The sequence below is a fragment of the Ktedonobacter robiniae genome (genome assembly GCF_016587375.1).
GTDB classification, from domain to species: Bacteria; Chloroflexota; Ktedonobacteria; order Ktedonobacterales; family Ktedonobacteraceae; genus Ktedonobacter; species Ktedonobacter robiniae.
On the sequence record NZ_BNJG01000002.1, the window covers coordinates 2031982 to 2054501 of the forward strand.

22 protein-coding genes and 2 pseudogenes are annotated in these 22520 nt (G+C 52.1%); 10 read left to right on the forward strand and 14 right to left on the reverse strand.

The genetic code is table 11. The annotated features are described in order from the left end of the window. Window positions 1-4: 4 nt before the first annotated feature. From JMJ04_RS29725 to JMJ04_RS29750, 6 genes and pseudogenes are all read right to left on the reverse strand, one after another. The gene (locus tag JMJ04_RS29725) at window positions 5-520 is read right to left on the reverse strand and encodes a hypothetical protein (protein WP_201374004.1); all 516 of its coding nucleotides are present in this window, start codon (window positions 518-520) and stop codon (window positions 5-7) included. Next, window positions 520-936: a hypothetical protein gene (locus tag JMJ04_RS29730; protein ID WP_201374005.1), complete on the reverse strand. Its 417-nt coding sequence runs from the start codon at window positions 934-936 to the stop codon at window positions 520-522. Before JMJ04_RS29730 ends, JMJ04_RS29725 begins: the two co-directional genes overlap by 1 nt. 111 nt (window positions 937-1047) lie before the next feature. Then, window positions 1048-1635 carry a dihydrofolate reductase family protein gene (locus JMJ04_RS29735; RefSeq protein ID WP_007921493.1) on the reverse strand — a complete coding sequence of 196 codons (588 nt, stop codon included), beginning with the start codon at window positions 1633-1635 and terminating at the stop codon, window positions 1048-1050. Window positions 1636-2009: 374 nt separating this feature from the next. After that, entirely contained in the window at window positions 2010-3794 is a 1785-nt protein-coding gene (locus JMJ04_RS29740) for a reverse transcriptase/maturase family protein (RefSeq protein WP_201374006.1), read from the reverse strand. Between the two features lie 372 nt (window positions 3795-4166). Next, a pseudogene (locus JMJ04_RS49005) lies at window positions 4167-5365 on the reverse strand (RNA-guided endonuclease TnpB family protein). Between the two features lie 204 nt (window positions 5366-5569). After that, window positions 5570-6256, reverse strand: coding sequence for an AraC family transcriptional regulator (locus JMJ04_RS29750; RefSeq protein ID WP_007921495.1), 687 nt, complete (start codon window positions 6254-6256; stop codon window positions 5570-5572). Window positions 6257-6608: 352 nt separating this feature from the next. Between JMJ04_RS29750 and JMJ04_RS29755 the strand changes: the two genes are divergently transcribed. The 5 genes from JMJ04_RS29755 (at window position 6609) to JMJ04_RS47065 (ending at window position 9814) form a co-directional block, all read left to right on the forward strand. Continuing rightward, window positions 6609-7196, forward strand: a complete 588-nt coding sequence (locus tag JMJ04_RS29755; RefSeq protein ID WP_201374007.1) for a hypothetical protein — start codon at window positions 6609-6611, stop codon at window positions 7194-7196. Beyond that, window positions 7197-7643, forward strand: a complete 447-nt coding sequence (locus JMJ04_RS29760) for a tyrosine-type recombinase/integrase (RefSeq protein WP_201374008.1) — start codon at window positions 7197-7199, stop codon at window positions 7641-7643. Between the two features lie 29 nt (window positions 7644-7672). Beyond that, the gene (locus tag JMJ04_RS29765) at window positions 7673-7861 is read left to right on the forward strand and encodes a hypothetical protein (protein WP_201374009.1); all 189 of its coding nucleotides are present in this window, start codon (window positions 7673-7675) and stop codon (window positions 7859-7861) included. A 673-nt stretch (window positions 7862-8534) separates the two neighbouring features. After that, a complete protein-coding gene (locus tag JMJ04_RS47060; RefSeq protein ID WP_236038500.1) occupies window positions 8535-9353 on the forward strand; it encodes an enterochelin esterase domain-containing protein in 819 nt (272 codons plus the stop codon). Continuing rightward, on the forward strand, window positions 9353-9814 hold the full coding sequence (locus JMJ04_RS47065; protein ID WP_236038502.1) for an alpha/beta hydrolase: 462 nt from the start codon (window positions 9353-9355) through the stop codon (window positions 9812-9814). Before JMJ04_RS47060 ends, JMJ04_RS47065 begins: the two co-directional genes overlap by 1 nt. Window positions 9815-9862: 48 nt before the next feature. Here JMJ04_RS47065 and JMJ04_RS29775 read toward each other — a convergent pair. Both JMJ04_RS29775 and JMJ04_RS29780 read right to left on the reverse strand, forming a co-directional pair. Continuing rightward, window positions 9863-10051 (reverse strand): annotated as a pseudogene (locus JMJ04_RS29775) (Y-family DNA polymerase); the annotation flags it as partial. Next, entirely contained in the window at window positions 10048-10488 is a 441-nt protein-coding gene (locus tag JMJ04_RS29780) for a LexA family protein (protein ID WP_201374011.1), read from the reverse strand. The gene JMJ04_RS29780 and the pseudogene JMJ04_RS29775, both read right to left, overlap by 4 nt. A 668-nt stretch (window positions 10489-11156) precedes the next feature. On the opposite strand from JMJ04_RS29780, the gene JMJ04_RS29785 reads away from it, so the two are divergent. After that, a complete protein-coding gene (locus JMJ04_RS29785) occupies window positions 11157-13439 on the forward strand; it encodes an FHA domain-containing protein (RefSeq protein WP_201374012.1) in 2283 nt (760 codons plus the stop codon). A 158-nt stretch (window positions 13440-13597) separates the two neighbouring features. Here JMJ04_RS29785 and JMJ04_RS29790 read toward each other — a convergent pair whose 3' ends face one another. Further along, entirely contained in the window at window positions 13598-14836 is a 1239-nt protein-coding gene (locus JMJ04_RS29790; protein ID WP_476630025.1) for an IS110 family RNA-guided transposase, read from the reverse strand. Window positions 14837-15116: 280 nt separating this feature from the next. Here JMJ04_RS29790 and JMJ04_RS29795 point away from each other — a divergent pair, with 280 nt between their 5' ends. Genes JMJ04_RS29795 through JMJ04_RS29805 form a run of 3 tightly spaced genes read left to right on the forward strand, consistent with a single transcriptional unit; the run spans window position 15117 to window position 16665 of the window. Beyond that, window positions 15117-15968, forward strand: coding sequence for an IS4/Tn5 family transposase DNA-binding protein (locus tag JMJ04_RS29795; RefSeq protein ID WP_201374013.1), 852 nt, complete (start codon window positions 15117-15119; stop codon window positions 15966-15968). Then, a complete protein-coding gene (locus JMJ04_RS29800; RefSeq protein ID WP_201374014.1) occupies window positions 15965-16387 on the forward strand; it encodes a hypothetical protein in 423 nt (140 codons plus the stop codon). The genes JMJ04_RS29795 and JMJ04_RS29800 overlap by 4 nt, the downstream gene beginning before the upstream one ends. 5 nt (window positions 16388-16392) lie before the next feature. Next, window positions 16393-16665: a hypothetical protein gene (locus tag JMJ04_RS29805; RefSeq protein ID WP_201374015.1), complete on the forward strand. Its 273-nt coding sequence runs from the start codon at window positions 16393-16395 to the stop codon at window positions 16663-16665. Between the two features lie 143 nt (window positions 16666-16808). Here the strand turns inward: JMJ04_RS29805 and JMJ04_RS29810 are convergent, their stop codons facing one another. The 3 genes from JMJ04_RS29810 to JMJ04_RS29820 all read right to left on the reverse strand — a co-directional run bounded on the left by JMJ04_RS29810 (window position 16809) and on the right by JMJ04_RS29820 (window position 20328). Then, the gene (locus tag JMJ04_RS29810) at window positions 16809-17972 is read right to left on the reverse strand and encodes an RNA-guided endonuclease InsQ/TnpB family protein (RefSeq protein ID WP_201374016.1); all 1164 of its coding nucleotides are present in this window, start codon (window positions 17970-17972) and stop codon (window positions 16809-16811) included. A gap of 360 nt (window positions 17973-18332) precedes the next feature. Further along, window positions 18333-19452, reverse strand: a protein-coding gene (locus tag JMJ04_RS29815) for an IS3 family transposase (RefSeq protein WP_420799497.1) whose coding sequence is annotated in 2 segments (ribosomal slippage) — window positions 18333-19179 and window positions 19178-19452 — 1122 coding nt in all. Because the reading frame shifts where the segments join, the coding sequence is not laid out codon by codon here. Window positions 19453-20088: 636 nt separating this feature from the next. After that, complete coding sequence (locus tag JMJ04_RS29820) at window positions 20089-20328, reverse strand: hypothetical protein (protein ID WP_201374017.1); 240 nt, start codon at window positions 20326-20328, stop codon at window positions 20089-20091. Between JMJ04_RS29820 and JMJ04_RS29825 the strand changes: the two genes are divergently transcribed. Further along, window positions 20329-21201, forward strand: coding sequence for an LLM class flavin-dependent oxidoreductase (locus JMJ04_RS29825; protein ID WP_201374018.1), 873 nt, complete (start codon window positions 20329-20331; stop codon window positions 21199-21201). It begins immediately after the preceding gene. A gap of 357 nt (window positions 21202-21558) precedes the next feature. Here JMJ04_RS29825 and JMJ04_RS29835 read toward each other — a convergent pair whose 3' ends face one another. Both JMJ04_RS29835 and JMJ04_RS29840 read right to left on the reverse strand, forming a co-directional pair. Further along, window positions 21559-21945 (reverse strand): PPOX class F420-dependent oxidoreductase, encoded by a 387-nt coding sequence (locus JMJ04_RS29835; RefSeq protein ID WP_201372516.1) that lies wholly within the window; start codon window positions 21943-21945, stop codon window positions 21559-21561. 188 nt (window positions 21946-22133) lie between these two features. After that, window positions 22134-22508 carry an ISAs1 family transposase gene (locus JMJ04_RS29840; protein ID WP_268887387.1) on the reverse strand — a complete coding sequence of 125 codons (375 nt, stop codon included), beginning with the start codon at window positions 22506-22508 and terminating at the stop codon, window positions 22134-22136. Between the last annotated feature and the right edge of the window lie 12 nt (window positions 22509-22520).

The following is a 22520-nucleotide window of genomic DNA, read 5'->3' on the forward strand; positions in this document are numbered from 1 at the left end:
TGAGTTAGAAATCAAGTAAGTCGGCAAAAGCCAGTGGCGGGCGTCCCAGCAGAAGATTGAGCCAACAACAAAAGTTGTTGGAGCCCACTTTGGCAGCAAGGCGAGCGCGAAAGCCGGGCACCGTATGAAGTCGATCGGTTGCCAGGCGAAAAGCCAAGTGCAACTTGCCGGAAACACTTTCGATCACCTGGCGAACGCCGTGCATCCAGCGCCGCCAGCGGGGAGAGGGCTCAGTGACTGGCTTGCGATTGTGCGATTGAGTCAGTACAGCCGCATGAGCGTCGTGAAGCCAATGCAGTTGCAGCGGTTCGCTGGCGAAGCCGCGATCAGCGGCGTAGGTTGGAAAGGCTTGCCCAGGGCTTGATAAGCGAGCAGAGGGATGAGCCCGCAGACCGAGAAAGGTCTCGGCCAAGCGAGTGTCATGCACGCTCGCCTGGGAGAAGCCAAAGCCGGTCAAAAAGCCTGTGGGGGTATGGCCATCAGGACGTGGAAACCCATGTACGAGCTGATGCGGCTGCATCAGCCTTTGTCAGCAACGCCGGCCAACCAGCCTCCTCCTCGCCGTTTGATGCAACGAGCCGGGACACCGGTGGCATCCAGGATCTGATATAGCTCTTCGGATTGGCCCAGTCGGAGCGAGGCGAGCAGGCAAGCGATCTGTTCGATCAACTGCGCACAAGCATGCTCACCTCGCACAAATTGGTTGTGGTCGGGAAGCATCGGAAAGGCGGCTTTCAAATGACGCTGCGCAAAGCGATAAAAGGCCTGTTCGCTGGGAAATCGCGCCCATTGTCCAAACAATGCCAGGGTGAGGAGTTCACTCAAGCCCAGCTTAGGGGCTGGCCCAGGGTGTCTGGGCATCGACAAACTATGCTGCTTGCACAGGTCATCGACCATGACGTAGAGTACAGTTAGAAAGGTATCCAGGTGTTCCATTGTAAGCTCCTTGAAGGTTCTTGATTTCAGCTTACTTTAGAGCCTGGATACCTTTTTTCAAGCGTTTTCTAACTCACACCAAGCGTTCATATATGCCGCGTCTGCCTTCTGCTACTTTGCCGAGCGATCCGGTTCGTAGCGCAGGGCCACAACTCCACTCTGAAAGGTCTTTGAGGCCAGCAGTTTGAGCGGGAATGAACGGGTGACGCCGGCAAAGAGGGCCTTGCCCTCGCCAAGGATCGTTGGATTGATATTGATGCGATATTCGTCAATCAGATCCAGTTCCATAAACGTGCGCGCCAGCATGGGACTGCCGAGGAACCAGATATCCTTGCCTGGCTGCTGTTTGATGGCATTAATTTCTTCGGCGATGTGATCCTTGATCAGCACGGTATTCTGTGCATTGTTCCATGCAACGCGCTCCAATGTGCGCGAGACCACAATCTTGGTGGCAGCGTCCAGAAAGCGCGCGTGTTCGAGTTCGGCTGGAGTGCTGGCGGGATTGCCCGGCACTGTGAGCCAGTAGCTGGCCATGCCTTCATACGTTCTGCGCCCCCAGATCACGGCGTCTGTGAGCACGTGCAAGGAATGGGCATCCTGCTCCAATTCGTGATCATACGCAATCCAATCCAGTTCGTCGTTGGGACCCGAGGTAAAGCCATTCAGCGAAAGATGGATCAGAGAAATGATTTTTCTCATAGCATGCTCCTTTTATCGTTCAACTCTGATTTAACCAGTGTAGCCGCTTTCTTCACATGAAGAGTCAGCAACACGAGTATGCTCTAACAGAGGAGGAGCGTCTTGAAGAAAATGGCCATCCATTGACATCCTCCCCATGGCTCAAGCCAGGGGATTCCTAGAGTCGCCTCTAGGGTCTGAGTCTTGCCAGAACGAGACAAAGCCCGTCCAGGTCTTACAGACTCTCCACAGGTGTTAAGGACCGTGAGCCCCACGGCCACAATGTTGTAGAGTAGACGGCCAGCGAGGTTCTGTCTCCAGGCCTTTTCTGCCCGTCCCTCTCCGAACCAGGGCTTGCATCTTTCGATGCACCCGGCTCTCCAGTCACACCCACTTCATGTCTGAAGCATCGTCACAGAGCGCCCGGCATGGATATTTCTGTGACACGACCAACATACGACAAGAGTTTTCCGTTTGCGGGCCGACATCACTTTTGCCCACAAAGGTTTTTCTCGTCTTCCTTTCTGTTCGAGGTCTTTCAGGGCTCGAATATGATGCACTTCCACTCGATCTGTTGAGCCACATAACTCACAGGCATCAGCTAGGAGGCGCTTTTCTAGTTCTGACCGGTTCGGCCAGAAAGGTTGGGGGTGGTCATTGAGGATTGCGTGTAGTTTTCTCTTGAGAGAAATGCCTCCCCACTTGGCGGTTAATGGTTTCTTTCCTTCGCGTGGGACAATGACTTGAAGCCCTCTGTAGAGTTTTCCGTCTCCTGTCCAGGTGGCTCCGTACTTCTTGTGGACCTTTTTCACGGTCGTTTTCAGTTTCGTTGCCAACGTTTTTGCTAGGGATTGTTCCATTATCCATTTCAGGCTGTTAAGCCTGTGAAGGTCATTTGCTAGTTGGTAATATTCCGCGAAACCCCGAAATTCCGATTGGTACTGAGCAACAATGGAGTATTCCGTGTTGTTGCTCAATTCTTTTCGGTGGACGGGCTTGTTGTTTCGCTGATATTTTTGGCATTTCTTTTGCAAGAGATCTGGTGGGACTCGTAGCCGAATATGGCCGTTGCTACTCCGTTTTTTCTTGGTTTGACGGGTGTCATCCTGTGAAGCTGAAATGTGGTAGCTGAGAAATCGAGCAGCCTTGGTCCTTGCGTGAGTGATGAGAGTTTTCTCGTCCGATAATTCGAGCTTGAGTTCTTCACGGAGAAAGGTCTTCATCTGCTCTTTGATGTCTTCAGCTTCTTTCTTTGTACCAGTGAGTCCCAGAAGCCAGTCGTCTGCGTACCGTACAAATTTGAGCCTTCGATAGTCAGGGTCATAGAGGTCTACTGAGGGGAGTCTCTGTGCGGCTTTGCGCGCTTTGATCGCCTGAGTATATTGTCCTCGTTTTCGTAATCGGTAGCCTTGACACAGAAGGTTATCGTACTCATGGTTTTTCTTTCGTCTGGCTCCTTTGGTATACATTGGAATGAGTGTATTTTCAACGTAGTCGTCGAATTTGCTGAGGTAAATATTGGAAAGGATGGGGCTAACAATCCCGCCCTGGGGTGCGCCACTGACTGCGGCGTTGTATCTCCATTCCTCTAAGTACCCCGCTCGTAGGAGTTCTCGGATGAGTCGAAGGAATCGCCCATCGTGAATGTGTTCAGCCAACGCTTGCATGAGGAATTCATGTGAGAGGCTGTCAAAGCACGCTTGTATGTCTCCCTCAATGAACCAATTGACTCCGTGCCAGTTGTCGTCTATCTGCCTGAGCGCTGTATGGCATCCTCTGCCAGGGCGGAAGCCATGAGAGAAGTTGCTGAAGGTCGGCTCAAAGTAGCTCTCCAGGATCAATCGAATGACTTCCTGAAAGAGTTTGTCCGACCAAGTGGGCATCGAGAGCGGACGTTTCTTCGTCGAGTTCTTTTTCTCAATGTAGACACGTCGCGTTGGTGCCCATCGGTACCGTTCGGAGCGTAAAGCTTCGATAATGGTATCAATTTTTTGCAAGGACATCTCATCCACTGTTTCAGGGGTGCTCCCTGGCGTTGTGGCTCCGTTATTTCTGTAGATTTTGCCGTAGGCCATCAGATACAGATCGCGATTGAACAGGAGCCTAGACACTCGTTCCAATGGCAATCTCTGTTTGCCTCGTTCATGAATGATCCCTAAGATAGTTGTGGCAGAGCGCATCTCGCGCACCTCCCTATGTTAGTTCTCGGTGTTCCCTGTTTTCCTTCCCCTTGTCTCAGATATTATTCTGAGCATTTGAGTACTATGAAAACTCCGTCGCCATGAGCCTTTCGGCTTGTAGGCGATCCCGTATTTGCGCGTGAAAGACGTAGTAGTATGGGGAGGTGCCCTTTGATTTCCTTGAACCAGTTCCTTACTGGTCGTTCACCGGAGAGAACATTTCCTATCCGCCAAGAAAAGGTAGGTATTCCGGTGTCGTCACTTTAGATATGGTGTGACGGGCCAATGCTTAGACCACTGGAAACTTGGGTTCAGCAATTCAGCTTCACCATGCATACAGGACTTGCGGAGCCATGATGTACATATCTTCCCTCATACCCGCTTTACCAACATGCTGCTTTCCTCTTTGGGTTTCCCCTCTAAGTAGGTTGGTTGTCCTAAAGGTCTTGTTCTCAACCTTTCTCTCTTCAAGAGAGGATCTTTACACGCACCGAAACGGCGCACCTTGGCAGCATTGATATCGCGGTCATGGTGGACACCACATTCCGGACAGTCCCATTGACGAACATCAAGCGCTAAGGAGTCGAGGAGATGACCGCAATCGAAACAGCGCTTACTGGAGGGATACCATTTGTCAATCTTGACCACGTTGCGACCATACCAGTTGGCCTTGTATTCGAGTTGGGACACAAACTCGCTCCATCCCACATCGCTGATCGCTTTGCTGAGGGTTGGGTGCTTGACCATGTTCTTGACTGCCAACGACTCGACACACACCACTTGGTTCTCGTGTATGAGTCGGGTCGACAGTTTGTGCAGGAAGTCACGGCGGCGATCAGCGATACGGGCATGCATGCGTGCTACTTTGAGACGTGCCTTGTCTCGGTTTTTCGAGCCCTTTTTCTTCCTGGCATGACAACGTTGGGCTTTGCCCAGTTTCTTTTCATCCTTGTGGAAGAACCTGGGATTGCCCACCACTTCGCCTGTCGAGAGGACCACAAAGGACTTTAAACCAAGATCAGCACCAATCGCCTGCTCATTGGCAGGCAAGTGTTCAATCTCGTCTTCCACAAGGATGCTGAGGAAGTAGCGGCCAGCACAGTCTTTGGAGATGGTCACACTCGAAGGGGGGCGTCTTTTGGCAGAGGGCGCGACCAGCGTATATCAAGGGGTTCGCTCATCTTGGCGAGTGTGAGAGCTCCATTGTGCCAGGTAAAAGCGTTGGCGGTATAGGTGGCGGATTGCTTGTTGCGTTTTTTGTGGAAGGTGGGGTACTTGGCACGCCCTTCAAAGAAGTTGAGAAACGCTTTGTCCAGATGACGAAGAGCTTGCTGCAAGGGCACGCTAGAAACGGCGTTCAACCAGTGTGTCTCTTCTTGCTTTTTCAAGTCAGTCAACAGGAGACTCAACTCTTTGTAATAGAGTCGCTGATGATCGTTGTAATAGGCGTCGGTTTTCTTGCGCAATGCTCAGTTATAGACGAAGCGACATCACCCAAAGGTTTGAGCAAGGATCTGCTGTTGTTCTGGCGCGGGATACACGCGGTACTTGAAAGCGCGTTTCTGTTTCATAGGCTACATTATAGCAGTTACAGTGTAAAAATGCAACAATTGCACTGCCCTATCCACCCCAAGAAAGGAGCGCGCCATTCATCCCCATGTTTGAAAACAGGGGTCTTCTGGCGCGGTTAGATAAGGTTTTATCAACAAGCGGGAGCCATAGAGACGCGGCAGGCAAGCCGCGTCTCTATGGCTCCCGCTTGTTGATAAAACTCTTTAGCGGAGCGTCAGCCCATGTTGAGTCCGAGCAATGAGGGCGGGAGTGTAGCCAATGAAATGCTTCAGCGCCCGGGTCAGATGGGACTGGTCCGCGTACCCCGTCTGATATGCCGCGTCGATCAGCGAAACGCCCTGCCCCAGAAGCGCGGTGGCCTGTTTGGCGCGCTCGATCTGCTCAATTGTCTTGTAGGGGAGCCCGGTCGCGAGGACAAAGCGGCGCCTGATGGTGCGCAACGACATCTCTACCGGGTGATGAGCCAGGACCGCCTGCACCACGGGATCAGAGACCAGTACATGCTGGCGAACCAGGCGCTCAATAAAGGTCTCAACATTCTCATAGTCAGGGATCGGCCAGCTGGAGTCAGCCAGATGAAAGGATGTTTGCGAGGCCAGGGGCAGGAACGCCTGCTCATCCAGCAAGCGTTGAATGGAGAGTGCGGGCAGAAAAGTGCCGAGAGGAAACGTGACCCCGAACCACTCGGTCCCTTCGGGTTGAGCCACAGGGGTTGCTCTGGTCAACGGTCCCTGTACAGAAATATGCAGCCTGTCGTACCGCTTGAGAAAGAGTAAATGCCATTGTCCGGAGGCCGGGCAGACAGGGGTATACCCTTGCCCGGCTCCGCCACGCCAGACTGCCTCAATAGAAGGAGAGTCCGAACCTCTCCCCTCAAAATACGTCTCCAAATGGTTCCTCCCTGCAAAGCGCAATGCCTTCTTTTTGCTTTAAGCTGGCATTCTCACAGAGGCCCAGAAAAACGGAAACAGTGTATGAACGCCTGGTGTGAGATAGTGTGGCATATCATCTCGGCCTCTCTTTGTCTATTTATTCTCGGAAATCCCCTAAGTGAAATCTCTAACGTTGGAGCTTTTGAGAAGAACATAACTTTCCTTTGCCTGCGCTGCATGATGAGAAGCTGTCTCACCTCCGAAACATGTTTTTCGGCTGATCGAGAGAAAAGTGCTTATTTGTTGCTTTTATGCATCAATATCGATATATTGAGTTCCTCAAGGCATGTAGAATGGGAGGGGATCTGCTATGAAACGGCATCTTGCAATTTTTCTTCTCGCTTTTCTCCTTGGCTGGGTGATCTTCTTCCAGATGAGCGAGCCATCACGATCCATCCTCGCCCTATGGCGAAGCATCTACACAATGCACGGTCAGGGTTCACGCCTTCTCGGAAGCTTTACTCTGCCTCAACAGTGGACTGTGACCTGGAGATGCACATTCTCCTCCTTGACCCTCCAGATCGATGGATCGATCGATGGTCGTCAAGGGCATGCACTGCGCGAAACTGTGCCCTGCGACGGAAACGAAAGACGCGTACCATTCCAGGAACCTGGGTCCTTCTATCTCGCGGTGATGACTGAAGGAGAATGGATGCTTCAGATGCAAGAAAGCCCCATAGAATACGAAGCCGTGAGACCCTACGGGGGCACATATACTACCAGCTATAACCAATGCAATGCTCACAAAATACTAATCAGGAATCTCTCTTTGAAGAATGATTGCCACGAGGTGTCTTTGATTGTGACAGTAAATAAAATAGCACAGAAGAAGAACCTGATATCACGGAAGAACTTAGCGATATTTTATTCCATAAGCGAAGGAAAAGGAAGTATCTGAATGGAGATTACGCCTCTCATCCCTGACGGGTATAATAGGCCTATCCTGGGGCCAAACGGGAAGGTGTTTCACTTTTGCCCGCATGCCTTCCGTCACACAGTGGGTACAGAAATGATCAACAATGGTATGGGTCTGGCCGATGTGATGACATACCTCGACCATCAGAGTGCCGAGATGACGCGCAATTACACGCAGATCTACGACGAGACCCTCAAGCGTAAATTCAAGGAACTGGTTCTCTCCGGGCGAGCCATTGGAGGAATTGCTCTGCAAGCATTACGGGAGCAAATTACTGCAGGAGATGAGAGTGAATTGGATTGGGTGGTTTCCAACCTCCGTAAGCTGTCGCTGCCCTGGGGCAATGCTTGTATCACGCTAAGGCCCCTAAATGTCCCTATGGGCAGAATATGTGCTTTACGAAGGACAACGGCCCTTGCCACAAACTAGTCACCACACCAGAGCATGCTCTGGTCATTGTGGCAACGCTTGAGGACCTGAGAAAAAGCAAACAGATTGCTGAGGAAAAAGGCTGGGAATTGTCTGTAAACGACCTTGGGGACCAAATTCGCGGCATGGAGCAGGTGCTTGCAGGACTCGAATTGCCTGCAGACAAACGCCCGAAGAGCTGGGGAGGGAGGAAAGCGATCAATGAAACGGAACACTGAAGCCATCATTCGCTTAGCGGCAGAAAAGAGCCACAACGCCCACAGACGAGTCCTCGTGGCTTTGCAAGAACTACAACAACAAGGCGCATCGATCACCTTTGCAGCCGTGTGCCAAGCTGCTCATGTCTCGAAAACGTTTTTGTATGATCCGCGACAAGCTGATCTAGCAACCGAAATTCGGCGATTACGTGATCTCACTCCACCCAAGGGGAAAGGGGAGTACCCAGCGCCAAGGAGAGGCAAAAGCGAGGCTGCCAAAGATGCTCAAATCGTACGTCTCCAGGAACGAATGCGTCGGGGCAACCATTGCAAATTAAACAGAAATAGCGTATGCTTCTATGGAGAAAAAGCGAGTTATCCGTATTCAGCAGCCAGGAGAGGGATATGCCTGACCAGTACTAACACCTGCTAGTGAATGTGACTGAAGAGCAATGCTGTTGCATCCAGACAACAGTTCTCTTGCTTTGTCCAGCATTCTGAGTAGCGTGTTAGCAACGTCACGATGAAGGCATCCCATCTCTTACGATCCTCATTCCCCTCCACATGTCGAGAGCCTTTTTCCTGCACGTTGTCTCACCTGTCTTCTCATGCAACGCATGCGCTTTTCTGTTCATGTCTCTGGCATCTGACTTGCTTCATGATCAATCGATGCAGAACAGTGAAAGGGTTTTGTATGGAAGCTCAACAAACACAGGCCAGTCCGCGCATCACCTCGTTACAGCAGCAGATTCTCTCGGGAAATACTGCTGCGCTTCTCGCATTTTGGCAAGAAATTACGCAACAGGGGGCACCCCTGATGGAAGCCATTGAAGGAGATGATAAGCATGCTCTGGTCACGTTTCTCTGGCGAGACAGCGGAGACACACACAACGTCGTGATTTGGGGCGGGCCAGCAGGATTAGACCACCCAGAGGATCATCAGATGACACGCTTGTTGAATACTGATCTCTGGTACAAGACATACCGGATCCAAACAGACTTGCGCGGGGTCTATACATTCTCCATCAATGCTTCTTTGACACATCAGGAAAGTGGAGATTTCGGCACACATTTTATCCCTGATCCACTCAATCCCAAGCAGTTTGTGGCTCACAAAGACGAAGAGAAACCCGATTCGCAAGAGGTGGTCTTCTCTATTCTTGAGTTATCCAATGCCCCTGCTCAAACCTGGATTGTACCTCACCCGGACGGAGCAAAGGGCAAACTTCATGCCCATCGCTTACGCAGCCAGATTCTCGACAATGAACGTCGTATCTGGGTCTATACCCCTGCCGACTACATAGAGAGGAGTGAGCCATACCGTCTCTTGCTCCTCTTTGATGGATGGGCATACATCGGCTGCATTCCGACGCCAACCATTCTGGACAATCTTGTGCGAGAAGGAATGATCCCCCGTTGGTCACGGTCCTCGTTGATAACCCAGATGATGAGACACGGAATCGCGAGTTGCCCTGTCACCAACCCTTTGTTGATTTTCTCACTAAGGAGCTGATGCCGTGGGTTCATGAGCATTATCATGTCACTGCTGATCCTGCCCAGACTATTGTTGGGGGATTGAGTTATGGCGGATTAGCTGCCGCATTTGTTGGTTTGCGCGCCTCAGAAATCTTTGGAAATGTACTTGCGCAGTCTGGCTCGTTCTGGTGGGACAAAGACCCGGAAGAGGATATTCAGCAAGAAAGCATTATTCAGCAATTTATCACAAGCCCTCGCTTACCCCTTCGCTTCTATCTGGAGGTTGGTTTGAAAGAGGATTGGAGATGGATCTATATGGTTGGCTGTAATCGGCATATGCGAGATGTGCTCGTTCTCAAGGGCTATGAGGTTCACTATTCCGAGTTTAATGGATATCACCACCACGTTTCCCATCGCGGCTCACTAGCAGATGGATTGTTAGCACTTGTGGGCAAGGAACCAGAGATAGAAGTGAAGGATGGGGCAATTGATCGTTGACACACCTTTGTATGGGAACGATGAACAGAGCCTAGTTTCTCACCTCATGCACAGGTGGAACAGTGGTTGTCCCATTGCGATCCCAAGGGCTTTTGCTTCCTTACTGCGCGCCACGACGCAGCTATCATTGTTCGAGAGGACAATGACGGGGCGATCTTGCAACTCGGCACGAAACAATCGCTCGCATGGCACATAGAAATTGTTACAATCGACGAGGGCAAATACATGTGGCTTCATGGGTTGCTCCGCCGCAGGAAGCGATGGAGCCTGCTTTTGAGCGGAGTCGTGGGATGGGTACTACGCACCACAAAAATAACGACTCCCCAGACCTCAAATGATACTTGAGGTGTAATCTTCAGTGGAGGGAACCTGGGGTGTGCAGAGGCCAATTCCATGCTGCCATCAGGGAAGATATGTAGCCTTTTGATCGAGAAGCCTCCATTGACGAGCGCGATGATAATGCTCCCATGAGTCGCCCGGAGCGCACTGTCCACCACCACCAGGTCTCCGTCGAAAATATTCGCTCCCTTCATGGATTCGCCACGTACCAGCATGAAGAAGGTCGCCTCCGGATGCGCCTGGAGCAGGTCATTTAGATCGAGCGTCTGCTCACGCCAGCGCTCTCCCGGCGAAGGAAAGCCCGCCCCCACTTCGCCAACATAAAAACATTTCATCGGTCTGTCCTGAGAAATAGATGTGTTTTGAAAAAGTCGACCTTACTCTCGATGCCCATCCTCTCTTTTTTCAAAAAGAGAACCTTTGTTCTGTTATTTATAGTACCAGTATAGCGAAGAAGCAAGTAATCTGTCGATAAATATCCTGCTTTTCTTTCACCCGTTTGGTAGAGTGGTCAGAAATGGTGTTGGCCTATGGGAAAATCTCTCATTCCAACGCTGTTTTCCCGCTTATAGTACGATCGTGAGTGAAGCACCCAGGCCCGTTAATGATAGCGCAAGCCTGGATGACTTTTTGTTACCAGCCCCAGGCGAAATAAATTGGCTGCATCTGCTTTCCTTCCCGAGAAATACCAGATAGAATGTCTCAAGTACTAATGGCACTTTGGCTTGGATACTGGTGATGAAAGCTGCCAGAGATGGGATTCCTTGCTCTTCTGGCTCGCAAATTTGCAGAAGGTAGGATGGATGGCAGAATGCTCAAGCCACATTGCCTATCCTTTCTATTCCAGCGATCTCCGCGCAAAAGTAGGCACTCAAAAGGGCCATACATCTACTCTGAAAAGTTGTGGACAAAAACTGATGAGTAACAACGTAAATGGACTAAAAGAGATATTTGTAACATATATAAACTCGAATGCATGTTTATGAGGAGGGTAACGCGATCTATGAGCGACGTGATACGCAATCCAGACTTTCTGGCATTGGGTCTGGGTGGTACGAACATGATGGCCATATTGTGGACTGTGGCAATGGGGCGGACCGCAGTGGGTGTTGAGATGCGTGGTGATCCCTTCCTTGGCGTACATTGGAATATCCGTGCAGATTTTTATCACCAACTTGGCCTGATTGACCAGATGATGCTTGAACGATATGGCGAAGCCAGATTGCCTCGTCGGGGGGATGGACGATTATTTCGCCTCGCTGAGTGCTTCTACAGCCCTCATACTTCCGCTGGAGATATCGTCGCCGATGAGATCATCGATGGCTTTGACGCGGACCAGCATATTGTAGGAACCATTCACAATGTCGAATTTATTGACGACCGCTGGCGCGATGGTCTGCCCAACCGCGTCATTACGGTGTTAGAGCCACCCAAGCCGCCAGAGCAGCCTGACCCTCGCAAGATCCGCACTTCGATGGTGGAGGTGCTCGATGGCCCGTCGACGTTCCAGGCCGAGGCTGCCTCCATTCAGAAGTTGCTGCGTCGCTATCTGGAGATGATCGAACAGAAGGATCGAGAGACGAATGGCAAGCCTCGGGTCCAACTGTTTACGCATCACCGTGTGGTTCCGAAGGAGGGTGAGGGTTTCATTGATGGTCCCGATGGCCGGAAGCGGATTCGCATCGAGAGTCTTAAGGAATTCGACTTCAAGGGGCAGTTCGTTCGTGTGAGGGAGCCGAATAGTGAGATCATTGACCTGGGTACTCCCGAACTGTTCATGATCGCCCAGGGATTTAAGAGTACTGACGCGAACCGCCTGGGATTTGAGCAACATGATGTCGAGGTTGACCATGGAGATGGGTATGGGCCAGTCGTGGCGCAGGCGGATTTCCTGGCGGGCCTGGTGGAGGTGCTTGTAGGTGGTCGCCTACGGCGGAGAATCTCTTCAGCATTCGACCAGAATGGCAAGGAATACTGGGTGCGGCAGATCGCTGTGGGCCATGAGAATGATCCAGAGGTCGGATGGGTTCTGGTTCAGGTTCCAGACTTTACAACCTTCGATCCCATCGAGGCGGGACTCCTTCCAGCGGGAACGGACCCTGGTTCGCCCGAGTTCTTCGCTTCCTACCAACAACTGATCTATGACTACTATATCAAGCAAGCCGCAGAGATTCTCGACATTCCCAGGCAGGAGTTGATGAAGGTCCAGATGATCTATGGACCTACGTTATTCAGCCTTGTCGAGCGGGTTGGCGATGATCCATTAATTGCAGTCAACGGCGTGGTCGCTGGCGATTCCTTTGGCAATGGTCATTTCCTGACTAGTGGTGGCGCGATGACCGGGATGATTGGACACAGCGCCCGAGTTCTTGAGTACTGGCAGGCTCGGGATGCGGGTACCTTACCAACTGATGCCCTTCGCCAACTTGCTGATCGCATTAAAGAGGACACCTACGCCTGGCTTCAGGTGAGTGCGCAGGAATACAGCCAGGCGGCCCCGATCAACTTCGGCGCCGAACGTATCGAACAGATTAGTAAAGCAAGTGGTATCGACACGAGCGCGCGCGCCAGCGCAATCGGCGCCGCGCGACGCCAGCGCCATGCTCTCATTCCCCTCGACCCATCCAACTGGAGAAGATTATTCGTGCGCAATGGGAGGGTGCTCTCGGTCCTGCCGGAACTTGAGGCCGAACACCCCCTCCAGCGTCCTGAGCGTGTGGCGAGCCTGCTTGCGGTCATGAAGTCTTTTCCAGCCATGGTGAACCAGGCGAGCGCGAAGCTTAAATTAGATGAGGAATTGGTAGAAGGGGAGCAGACCATTCTCCGGCCCCGGTCCAGTATACATCAGGAACTGTCAGAGGGGGAGCAGACGATCATCAGGTCGAAACTCAGCATTGGGCCAGTAGCGCCGGAGAGCGCAAAAATTTACGCATTTCTGGATATTCAGCAGAATGGAAAGGTAGCGCAACGCATTGCCATCAAAGAGGAGTGTGTCGTTATCGGACGGGCCGATCCCAAACGTAATATCACGCCAGGAATTGACCTGACGCCGTTCGATACATCGAGCAGTGTCTCGCGTCAGCATGCACAGATTCGCATAGAGCAAACGTGCTTCTCTCTCGAAGATCTGAATAGCCGAAATAAGACACGCCTGGGCGAGTTGGTGCTAAACCCGCGCAAGCCAGAAGTCCTCCAGGACGGAGATGTGGTCAGCTTTGGTTCGGTCAAGGTTACCTTCCGCCTGCTTGGAACAAGCGAACTGCCTGACCTCTGGTCACCGTCATAGAACCTCTGCTTCTGGAAACCCCCTGTGTTTGAACCCTGATTCTTCCTTCGAAAATGGGAAAAGGATCGTTGGAAAAAGGGGCACAAACCTCCTGTGCTCTTCATATTGATGAGGAGTACAGGAGGACATCTCTGGTGAGATGAAAAGAAAGATCGCAGTTAGGCACTCACCTCCTTAGGTGTTAAGACCACTTCATAGCCTAAAACATCAAGTCGCCGTATTGCTTGTTTCTTTGCCCTCTCTCCATCTAACGCATCCAAGTAGGTTGGCCCTAAGTCCTGATACGGCTTTTTCTTTTTGAGAACATGATAAACAATCACTGCAAGACTATGTGAGGTAGCTACAGCGGCTTTGGGCTTGATCATTCGACGCGCAAAGCGATGATGTTGGGTGGAAAGATAATTGCCTTTCATCCGGCTCAGGCACCAACACACCTCGGCTAAAGCTGCTCTCAGAAAGACGTTGCCTTTTGTTGCATGTCCGCTCAGCCGTTTGCCTGCACTTTCTTTGTTGCCAGGGCACACGCCAATCCAGGAGGCGAAGTGCTTGTCGGAAGGAAAGGCACTCAGGTCGATGCCTACCTCAGACAAGATGGTGAGCGCACTTAGCAATTGGAGGCCCGGAATACTCATCAACAAGTCGAGTGCTTCTTTGAATGGGTACATTCTCGCTTCAATTTCTTCAAGCAGGTGTTCCATCTGCTGTTCCAGAAAATCAATGTGGGCAACTATCTCTTTGAGTAAGAGACGATGATGTGCCTCGACTCGTCCTTCCAAAGCCTCTTGCAATTGTGGGAGTTTTATTCGTAATTTGCCTACCGCAAGCTCGGTGAGGACGTGAGGGTCATCTTCACCTTCAATCAATGCCTCAATCATCTGCCGCCCGCTTTTTCCTAAGACATTGGTCGCCACCGATGCAAGTTTGATGTTCGCTGTCTCCAACACTTTCTGTAAACGATTGATCTCCTCTGTGCGCATATAGACCAAGCTTTTTCGATAGCGCATGAGATCCCGCACGTCGCGAAAAGGCTTCGGGGGAATGAAACTGGCCTTGAGCAATCCATGGCGCAAGAGATCAGCAATCCATTCACTATCCTTCACATCAGTTTTCCGACCAGGAACCGACTTTATATGATGAGCGTTCACAAGGATGATCGTGTGTTCATCTTCTAAAAGATTGTAAAGAGGACGCCAGAAGATGCCGGTACTTTCCATGGCGATATGGCTCACGTGTTGCGCATCGATCCAATCTCGTAATGCCACAATCTCTGCGGTGGTGGTCCCAAAAGTTCTCACGGTCTTCTGCACCCGACCGTTTGGTGGCGTGAGCATGATACAGGCAACAACGGTGTTCTTATGGACATCTAAACCACAACAGCGTTCATAGAGCACTTCCATCGCTTCTTCCTTTCTCTCATCTGAACTGATCATCGTGTGTACAGAGAACGATGAGGAGTGAACATGAACAAACAAGTTTCCTTCACGTGCTCCTTTTTACAAAGGGCAACACACTTCTCTTCTGGAGACACTCAGGTCAGCTTACCCATCGGGCTCGATGGCACCAGTGAATCTTGGCCTTGACTCACCGCTCTCACTGCTATTGTAGCCCATTTTCATTCACTTCTCTGGCAGAGAGGTCATAGCGCTTACCCACATTTAGGAAGGGATAGAATCAAGGATGAAGACGCAAGAAGTATTAGACGCCAAGAGTTGGGCCGAGCACACCTTTGGGAATGTCCAACTGCACGATAGACGTCGAACGAGACGCACCATCCAGGCTGCCAGCAATCTGGCGGAGAATCCTCTGGGTTCGCTGCCTGCTCAAATGCACGACTGGAAAGGGACAAAAGCCTTGTATCGTTTGCTCAACGAGCCAGACGTGACCTTTGCTGCCTTGATGCAGCCGCATGTTCAACAGACGAGAGAACAAGCTGTATCCTCTCCAGTGATGTTGCTGGTACAAGATACCACAGATATCGATCTGTCGCATCGCCACAAGGTCAGTGGGACAGGGCAAATTGGCAATGAACGTGGGCGTGGTTTCTTCGTGCAAACGGTGCTTGCAGTACGTCCCCCTACCAAGGAAGTGCTTGGATGCATATCTCAAGAACCCTTTGCACGCATTCGAGCACCCAAAGGGGAACAACGCCACCAACGGCTCAAACGGCAAGAGCGTGAAACCGATGTCTGGATGCGCCAGGTAGGTACCATTGGGACGCCTGAGCCAGGAAGCACTTGGGTCCATGTTGGGGATCGAGGCGTGGATATGTTCCCGTTTTTCCTCGCATGCCAAGCGAACCAGACGCACTTTCTGGTGCGAGCGGCTCAGAATCGGCGTACCGAAGCGGACGAGGAAGAGATCAAGCATTCTCTGGATCGCGCCCGCGCCTTTCCAAGTCGGCAGAGCCGTCCGCTTGAGGTGCCAGCTCGGCATGGACACAAAGCGCGTTCGACCCAGGTTCAGCTTGCCTTCGGACAAATGACCCTCTTGCCCCACGCAATGAGCCGCAAGCGAGCAACGAAGCCTTGACCGTCTGGGTCATCCGCGTCTGGGAAGAACTCGCTCCCAAAGGTGAAAAACCGTTGGAGTGGGTCTTGTTGACCTCGGTTCCCACCACGACGCTCGAACAAGCATGGGAGCGTGTGGACTGGTATCGGCATTGTTGGCTGGTCGAGGAGTATCACCAATGCCTCAAAAGCGGGTGTCGCATCGAGGAACGGCAATTGCAAACGATTGACGCTCTGATGCGCTTGTTGGGGGTGTTGTCTCCACTTGCCGTGCGCTTGTTGCAGGTGCGTGCCTATGCTCGTGAAGCGCCACAACGCCCAGCTTCTGAGGTGATCGAGCCTCTGATGCTTGCGGTGTTGGCTCAGCGCTCTGCTCACTCGCCTGCCACCATGGCGCTGGGCACCTTCTGGTTTGCCATATCGCGAGCATTGGTGGGGTGATGTTGTTGGCATTGGGCATAGCGATCTTCCATTCGCATGTCGGAGAGCCACCTGCGAGTGATCCTCTGCTGATTCGGACCATTTTCAATTCGCTCACCTGGGCGCAGGTCTACTGGTACCTTGGTCTGGCTGCGTGTATCAGTCCGTTGGCTCTCGCTCACCCACGCTGGTTGTCTAGAGGACGATGGTTGCTTCTGGTTCTAGGGGGTGTCCTCTTTCTTGCCTCGATGCTGACGCTGATCGCCCACGTTGAACAGTTCAAGGTCATTGCCGACTAGAGAGGGCAGCGGATATGCACGCAGGACAGAGGATCTTCTGCTCCGATTAATGTAGGAAAACGTATGCAAGCATCGCCTTCCTGCGTCTTTCGTTGTTGCTGCTTCATCCGTAGGTGCCTCAAGACCGGCTGGTCTTTTTGGTCTTACCCCGCGTCCACAGCCCAGTTTCCGTCTTCGTCCGAGCCAGTACCGGAGACGGCTTGATCAACGAGCCCAATCAAGCGCAGGGCTTCCCGCAGGACATTGTGTGCAGCATTGTGGTCGCGATCCTGGGGAAAGTGAACATACGGGCAGGAGGGATTCTGGCACACAAAGATGCGATCTTTGAGGGTCATCTGATCCCAGGTCCACCCACAGCCGTGGCAGGTCTTACTGGAAGGAAAGAAACGGTCTACCTTGATCACCTGTCCACCCCGTTGGGGGACCTTGGCTTCCAGCAGGCGTACCAGAGTGCCCAGCGAGGCGTCGGAGAACGCGCGGGCCAGGTGTCGGTTTTTGAGCAGTCCCTTGAGATGCAGATTCTCCACCCCGATGATTCCATAACTGTCCGCCAGCCTGGTGGTGAGCTTCTGAAGGACATCCTGGCGCAAGCACACAATCTGGTAGTGCAGGCGTGCCACCTGCCTGCGCGCTTTTTCCCGATTCCTCGATCCCGGTTTTCTGCGATGCAGGCGTTTGGTGGCCTGGCGCAGCTTCTTGAGCGCGGTTTTGAGAAAGGCTTGGTTCTCGACTTGCTCACCCGTACTCAAGGTCGCCAGGCGGTTCAGTCCGACATCGATGCCCACCGCTGCCGCTTTCTCCACCGGGATCTCCTCAGGGAGTTCGACCTGGATGCTCACGAACCACCAATCGGCTGTTCTGGTGATGCGTGCACCCAGAACTTTTCCCTGAAAGCGGAGTTTCTCGGCCATATTGACCCATCCGAGCTTGGGAACCCAGAGGCGATGATCCCCGATCTCGAATTGGTCATTGGCGAGATAGAAGCTCGGCCTGCTGCGTTTCTTGCTCTTGAACTTCGGACGGCGAGCCTTGCCCTCGAAGAACGCCGTAAAGGCTTTGCCCAGATCGAGAAAGGGCTGGTCAGAGGCGTTCTTGGTCACCTCCCAGGTCCAGGGGAAGTGCTCCCGTCGGATCGCGTTAAATTGCTTCTTGAGCTTGAGGGCTGTCGGTTTCTCCCCGGCTTCATATTGCCGATTCCACTCGGCCAGCGCCCAATTCCACACGAAGCGGGCCACCCCTGCGGCGCATGCAAGGGAGTTGGCCTGTTCTGAGGTGGGATGCAGTCTGATCTTATGGGCGCGAATCATGCGGTTCTGCTCTTTCTCCTGCCTGATGTTTTCTTCAGTGTAGAACAGGTGTCCTCGTTTGTCAAGAACCCCAAAAGCGTAGCGTCTTGCCCACGGTTGATCCCTTTTCCCGCCTTTTTGGAAACAGGTGCATTCTCTTTCATCCCTGCACCTATACGCGGACGGGAAGCGGACAGGTTGTTTTGAAACCGTTTTCCACAAGCTATCCACATTTCGAGACACATGATGTGGATAGCTTGTGGAAAAGACCAGGAATAGACAGAGAGGAAGATAATGATCTTTCTTGAGGATGTATGGTGGTACCGTTTGTCTAGACAGAAATGGGCCAATTTTGAGAGTAAACTCAGCATTATGGAAAAGTCATGACGAATGTTTGGAGCGATACACCACAAAAGGTGTTTTGTAGTCCAGCGACTGGTGATATCGCTCATGATTGTAAAACTGGAAGTAGTGAGTCAGTCCACTCCTCGCCTCTGAAACCGTTTGGTAGTCTTTGAGGTAAACTTCCTCATACTTCACACTGCGCCACAAACGTTCTACGAACACGTTATCTAAGGCTCGTCCTCGCCCATCCCAGCTGATGCGAATGTTTGAGCGAAGCAGACGAGTGGTAAACTCGTGACTGGTAAACTGAACCCCCTGGTCAGTATTGAAAATCTTGGGTTGCCCAGCCCCCAGAGCCCGATCAAGCGTATCGACACAGAAACCAGTGTCCAACGTCGTTGAGAGCTCCCAGGCCAGGACGTAGCGGCTAAACCAATCAATGATGGCCACCAAGTAGACAAACCCTCGGGCCAGGCGGATGTAGGTAATATCGCTACTCCAGACGTGATCTTGGCTGGTGATACTCACTCCTCTCAAGAGATACGGATAACGTACGCTTGGTTCGCCAGGTCGGCTCAGCCGTGGTTTGGGATAGATCGTCTCTAGCCCCATTCGTTGCATGAGTCGTCTGACGCGTTTGCGGTCTACCTGATATCCTTGCTCGGCAAGAAAAGTGACCATCTTGCGCTTCCCGTAAAAAGGCGTCCTGGTATACTGTTCATCAAGCAAGCGCATCAAGAGAAGATCTTCCTCGCTCTCAGGGACAGGCTCATAATAGTAACTTGAACGGGCCAGCCCCAACAGCTCACATTGACGAACGATCGACAAGTGAGGATGCTCAGGCTCGATGAGGAGCCGCTTCTGCTCAACGGGAAAGACCAGATTTTTTTTTCAGGAAATCGAGCTCGACTTTGAGCTGACCGATTTCTTGATACAAGTTGGCGATTAAGGCTTCTTCGCTCTTGGCCCGCTCATGACCGTTGCGTGCGAAGATCTGTGGCAGTTCATCAAGCACTTGCTTTTTCCATTGCGTAATTTGAGTGGTGTGAACTCCATACTCAGATGAGATCTCGTTGAGGGTCTTCTGTCCCTTGATGGCTTCTAAGGCCACTTTCACTTTAAAGTCACTATTGTACTTCTTCGGCGAACTTGCCACAATCTGCCTCCTTGTGGATGTACTCTCCCTCCTGCTATTTTATCTCATCTCCCTGTCCAGTTTTCCGCCCCCATTATAAGTCGCTATGGCACATCTTGGATTTAACATCCTGTTGACCTGTTTCTGGGTGCCTCTGGTGGGTCCTCTGACCTGGCTTCTCGTGCGTCTGGTGCCAATGGAGGGAAAGGCATTTGCAAGCCCGGTGCGAGCACCTGCAAAACATCTCTTCCCATCGACAGTGACTGAGGAATGTGAGGGAGATGCAGGTATTCACGTGTTGATCCCCAGCGGTTCTTCCTCTCAACGTGGCGTGGAAACCTCGGTGGTTCGCTGACATCTCTTCCCTTTTACTCACTGAACAGAGCCGTCGCGTGATCTGGGGCTGAATTCTTGTCATGGCTGCTAGTCGTGGATTTGTGCCGAGGAAAAGGAGCGTCAGGCGAGGCGTCGAATGCGGTACAATAAGGGGGGCTATGGAACAAGGAGGGCTCATGCGGTTGATGAAGAGGCAAGAGGGAGTGACAGTCCACATTTCCTTGCCATGGGAGATTGAGTATTTGGCATCTCTGTCCGAGCAAGGAAGAGAATGGGTCCCTCTCTCAAGTACTGGAGATAATGCCCAGGTAGTGGGTATGATCAATAGCCGGTCGTACGAAATCCAACTCCATGCAGGGGTGGAGATTGTCGATCGGCAAGTGGTGGTCCTTTCGCCACCAACATCTTCCCAAGGCTAAGTGGGAGATTGCCAGGGGAGGGATGCAGGGCATCCTTGAGGATGCCCTGCATCCCTCCCCTGGTTTTTGCTGTATGCTCTGGCAATTCGATACAGATAACAGTACGTTTTCGCTTAAGAGGACGGAAAGGAAACAACTTCATATGCGATTTGGTCTGGCGTTGCCCAATGTCGGCAGATATAGTGATATTGCTACGCTGGTTGACCTGGCGTTTCTGGCGGAAAGGGATGGCTGGGATGGTATCTTTCTCTGGGACACACTCCACTACCAGGCCGATAGCCAGGAGGTATGTGACCCTTGGATCGCGCTAACGGCCCTCGCGTTGAACACCGAGCGCATTCACATCGGTACCATGGTTACGGCTCTGACGCGCCGCCGCCCCTGGAAGGTCGCGCGCGAAACGGCCACGTTGGATCGCCTGTCTGGTGGCCGCTTGATTCTTGGCGTAGGTGCTGGCGACGAGGGTGATAAGGGCTTTACCCATTTTGGTGAGGAGCAAGACAGTCGCACACGTGCCAAATTGCTCGACGAAAGCCTGGATATCCTGAATGGTTTATGGAGCGGAGAGCCGTTTAGCTACAGTGGCGAACATTACCAGGTGCAAGAGATCACCTTCCTACCCACTCCTCTCCAGCAGCCGCGCATTCCAGTCTGGATAGCTGGAACCTGGCCGCGAAAGGGACCTATGCTCCGTGCCGCGCGCTGGGATGGTGTGAATGCCTTTGCCCAACGCGAAGATGGAACCTTTGGAGAAGTCTTGCCAGAAGAGGTTGTCCAGTTGCGAGCCTTTATGGATGAGCACCGTGAATCCGATCTACCACTGGATATAGTCGTAAGCAGCAATGTCTTTGCCGCATATGATGATGAGGATGCTCAGGCGCTTTTAATCGACTACAAGGACGCGGGCGTGAGTTGGTGCCTGCAAAGCGTCTGGCCTGAGACCGATCCAGAAGATGTGCGAACTGGCCTCCAGCGAGGACGCGACACCTGGTACAAATACGCACTCCGTGAATAAGTTGCAATAAGCTTATAGAGAAAGAGGATGCCCCCCTGATGAAGTCAGGGACGGCATCCTCTTTCTCTATAAGCTTACTGCCTGGCTGCCTTGTAGGGATGATGCAAGGTCTTGTCGCCCTTCCAGTTCTCGCGCAGGCTGGGTTGAGCGAGATCCCAGTCAGGGCGTGTCTTCTGCATGACGGGGCATATTGTTCAAGAAGCAGTGCTTCTGTGTTTCCCTGATCGATGGATAGGTGAGATGCATGAGAAAGATGTATAGGTATGTGTCAGGGCAATTGCATCTAAAAAAACTCGTGTCTGCAACTTCTGCAACCAGCCAGTTGCAGAAGTTGCAGACACGAGAGAGCTGTACCGCCTACACGTACCCCAGGATGCGGTCAACCTTTACGCACAAAACCACACGCGGATCGCCACGATAGCGCGAGGAGGAGCCATACTTTTCTGCCAGGGTATTGTAAAAGGCTCCAGTGGGATCTTCCTCGATCTTATCAACCACCCCACGAAACTCGGCATAAGTGTAGGGGTCATCGGGGTCAGTAATCGTGATAGCCACACGCGGATCACGCTTGAGATTCTGGTATTTCTGACGTTCAGTGGTATGGGTAAACTTGATGTATTCCTCATCCCACAAAAACCACATCACTGATGAATTTGGCTCTCCCTTAGCGCCAATTGTTGCAAGATGCGCGAACGCTTTCGAGTTGAGTATCTTCTGAACTTTGGGACTATTCAAATCGGCCATGCAAATAACCTCTCGACATTACTTTGGCTGAAAGGCGTGATCGCCTTTCAGGTAATAGAACCCCATAATCTGCATAGTTTATTCCTCTCGTTGCTCTGTAAACTCCAACTTCTCCGCAGTTTTAGAGCTTCTTTTATCACCTCCCATTTAGATGCGCTTGCCTGAGAAGGCACTCAGGGCAAGTGCATCTAATGAACCCCATCAAGAACGCGGAGAAGATAGGAGTGGTCCCAGCCGGCTTTAAGCTGCTTGGCATGGACGCCAACACGGGAGGACTTCTCCTGGCGCAAGAGATTCAAACTGATGTGGCGTAAGACGGCCAGATTTTCGTTGGCATGACCGAGTCGTACACGGCAATCATCTTCCCGAAACGCCACATCCAACACCCAATGAAGACTATTTTCAACCCCCCAATGGCTTCGGACCGCGTAAGCAAAGGTCTGTGCCGAGGAGAAACTGAGCAAAAAGTAGCGGGTTTCTCGGCTAACCTCTCCCTCGATGCGTCGTTCGGCTCGAACCATGCCAAAGGCTTGCCAGCCTTTCCACTGCTGTTGGGAGTCCAACCCACGGGATGC

Excerpts from the sequence above, each read along its gene's own strand:
- JMJ04_RS47060 (WP_236038500.1), top strand. The coding sequence starts at position 8,535 with ATGGAAGCTCAACAAACACAGGCCAGTCCGCGCATCACCTCGTTACAG.
- JMJ04_RS29760 (WP_201374008.1), top strand. The coding sequence starts at position 7,197 with ATGGAGATTACGCCTCTCATCCCTGACGGGTATAATAGGCCTATCCTG.
- JMJ04_RS29810 (WP_201374016.1), bottom strand. The coding sequence starts at position 17,972 with ATGATTCGCGCCCATAAGATCAGACTGCATCCCACCTCAGAACAGGCC.
- JMJ04_RS29790 (WP_476630025.1), bottom strand. The coding sequence starts at position 14,836 with ATGGAAGTGCTCTATGAACGCTGTTGTGGTTTAGATGTCCATAAGAAC.
- JMJ04_RS47065 (WP_236038502.1), top strand. The coding sequence starts at position 9,353 with ATGCCGTGGGTTCATGAGCATTATCATGTCACTGCTGATCCTGCCCAG.
- JMJ04_RS29795 (WP_201374013.1), top strand. The coding sequence starts at position 15,117 with ATGAAGACGCAAGAAGTATTAGACGCCAAGAGTTGGGCCGAGCACACC.
- JMJ04_RS29740 (WP_201374006.1), bottom strand. The coding sequence starts at position 3,794 with ATGCGCTCTGCCACAACTATCTTAGGGATCATTCATGAACGAGGCAAA.
- JMJ04_RS29785 (WP_201374012.1), top strand. The coding sequence starts at position 11,157 with ATGAGCGACGTGATACGCAATCCAGACTTTCTGGCATTGGGTCTGGGT.
- JMJ04_RS29780 (WP_201374011.1), bottom strand. The coding sequence starts at position 10,488 with ATGAAATGTTTTTATGTTGGCGAAGTGGGGGCGGGCTTTCCTTCGCCG.
- JMJ04_RS29820 (WP_201374017.1), bottom strand. The coding sequence starts at position 20,328 with ATGAAGTTGTTTCCTTTCCGTCCTCTTAAGCGAAAACGTACTGTTATC.
- JMJ04_RS29730 (WP_201374005.1), bottom strand. The coding sequence starts at position 936 with ATGGAACACCTGGATACCTTTCTAACTGTACTCTACGTCATGGTCGAT.
- JMJ04_RS29735 (WP_007921493.1), bottom strand. The coding sequence starts at position 1,635 with ATGAGAAAAATCATTTCTCTGATCCATCTTTCGCTGAATGGCTTTACC.
- JMJ04_RS29755 (WP_201374007.1), top strand. The coding sequence starts at position 6,609 with ATGAAACGGCATCTTGCAATTTTTCTTCTCGCTTTTCTCCTTGGCTGG.
- JMJ04_RS29825 (WP_201374018.1), top strand. The coding sequence starts at position 20,329 with ATGCGATTTGGTCTGGCGTTGCCCAATGTCGGCAGATATAGTGATATT.
- JMJ04_RS29725 (WP_201374004.1), bottom strand. The coding sequence starts at position 520 with ATGCAGCCGCATCAGCTCGTACATGGGTTTCCACGTCCTGATGGCCAT.
- JMJ04_RS29835 (WP_201372516.1), bottom strand. The coding sequence starts at position 21,945 with ATGGCCGATTTGAATAGTCCCAAAGTTCAGAAGATACTCAACTCGAAA.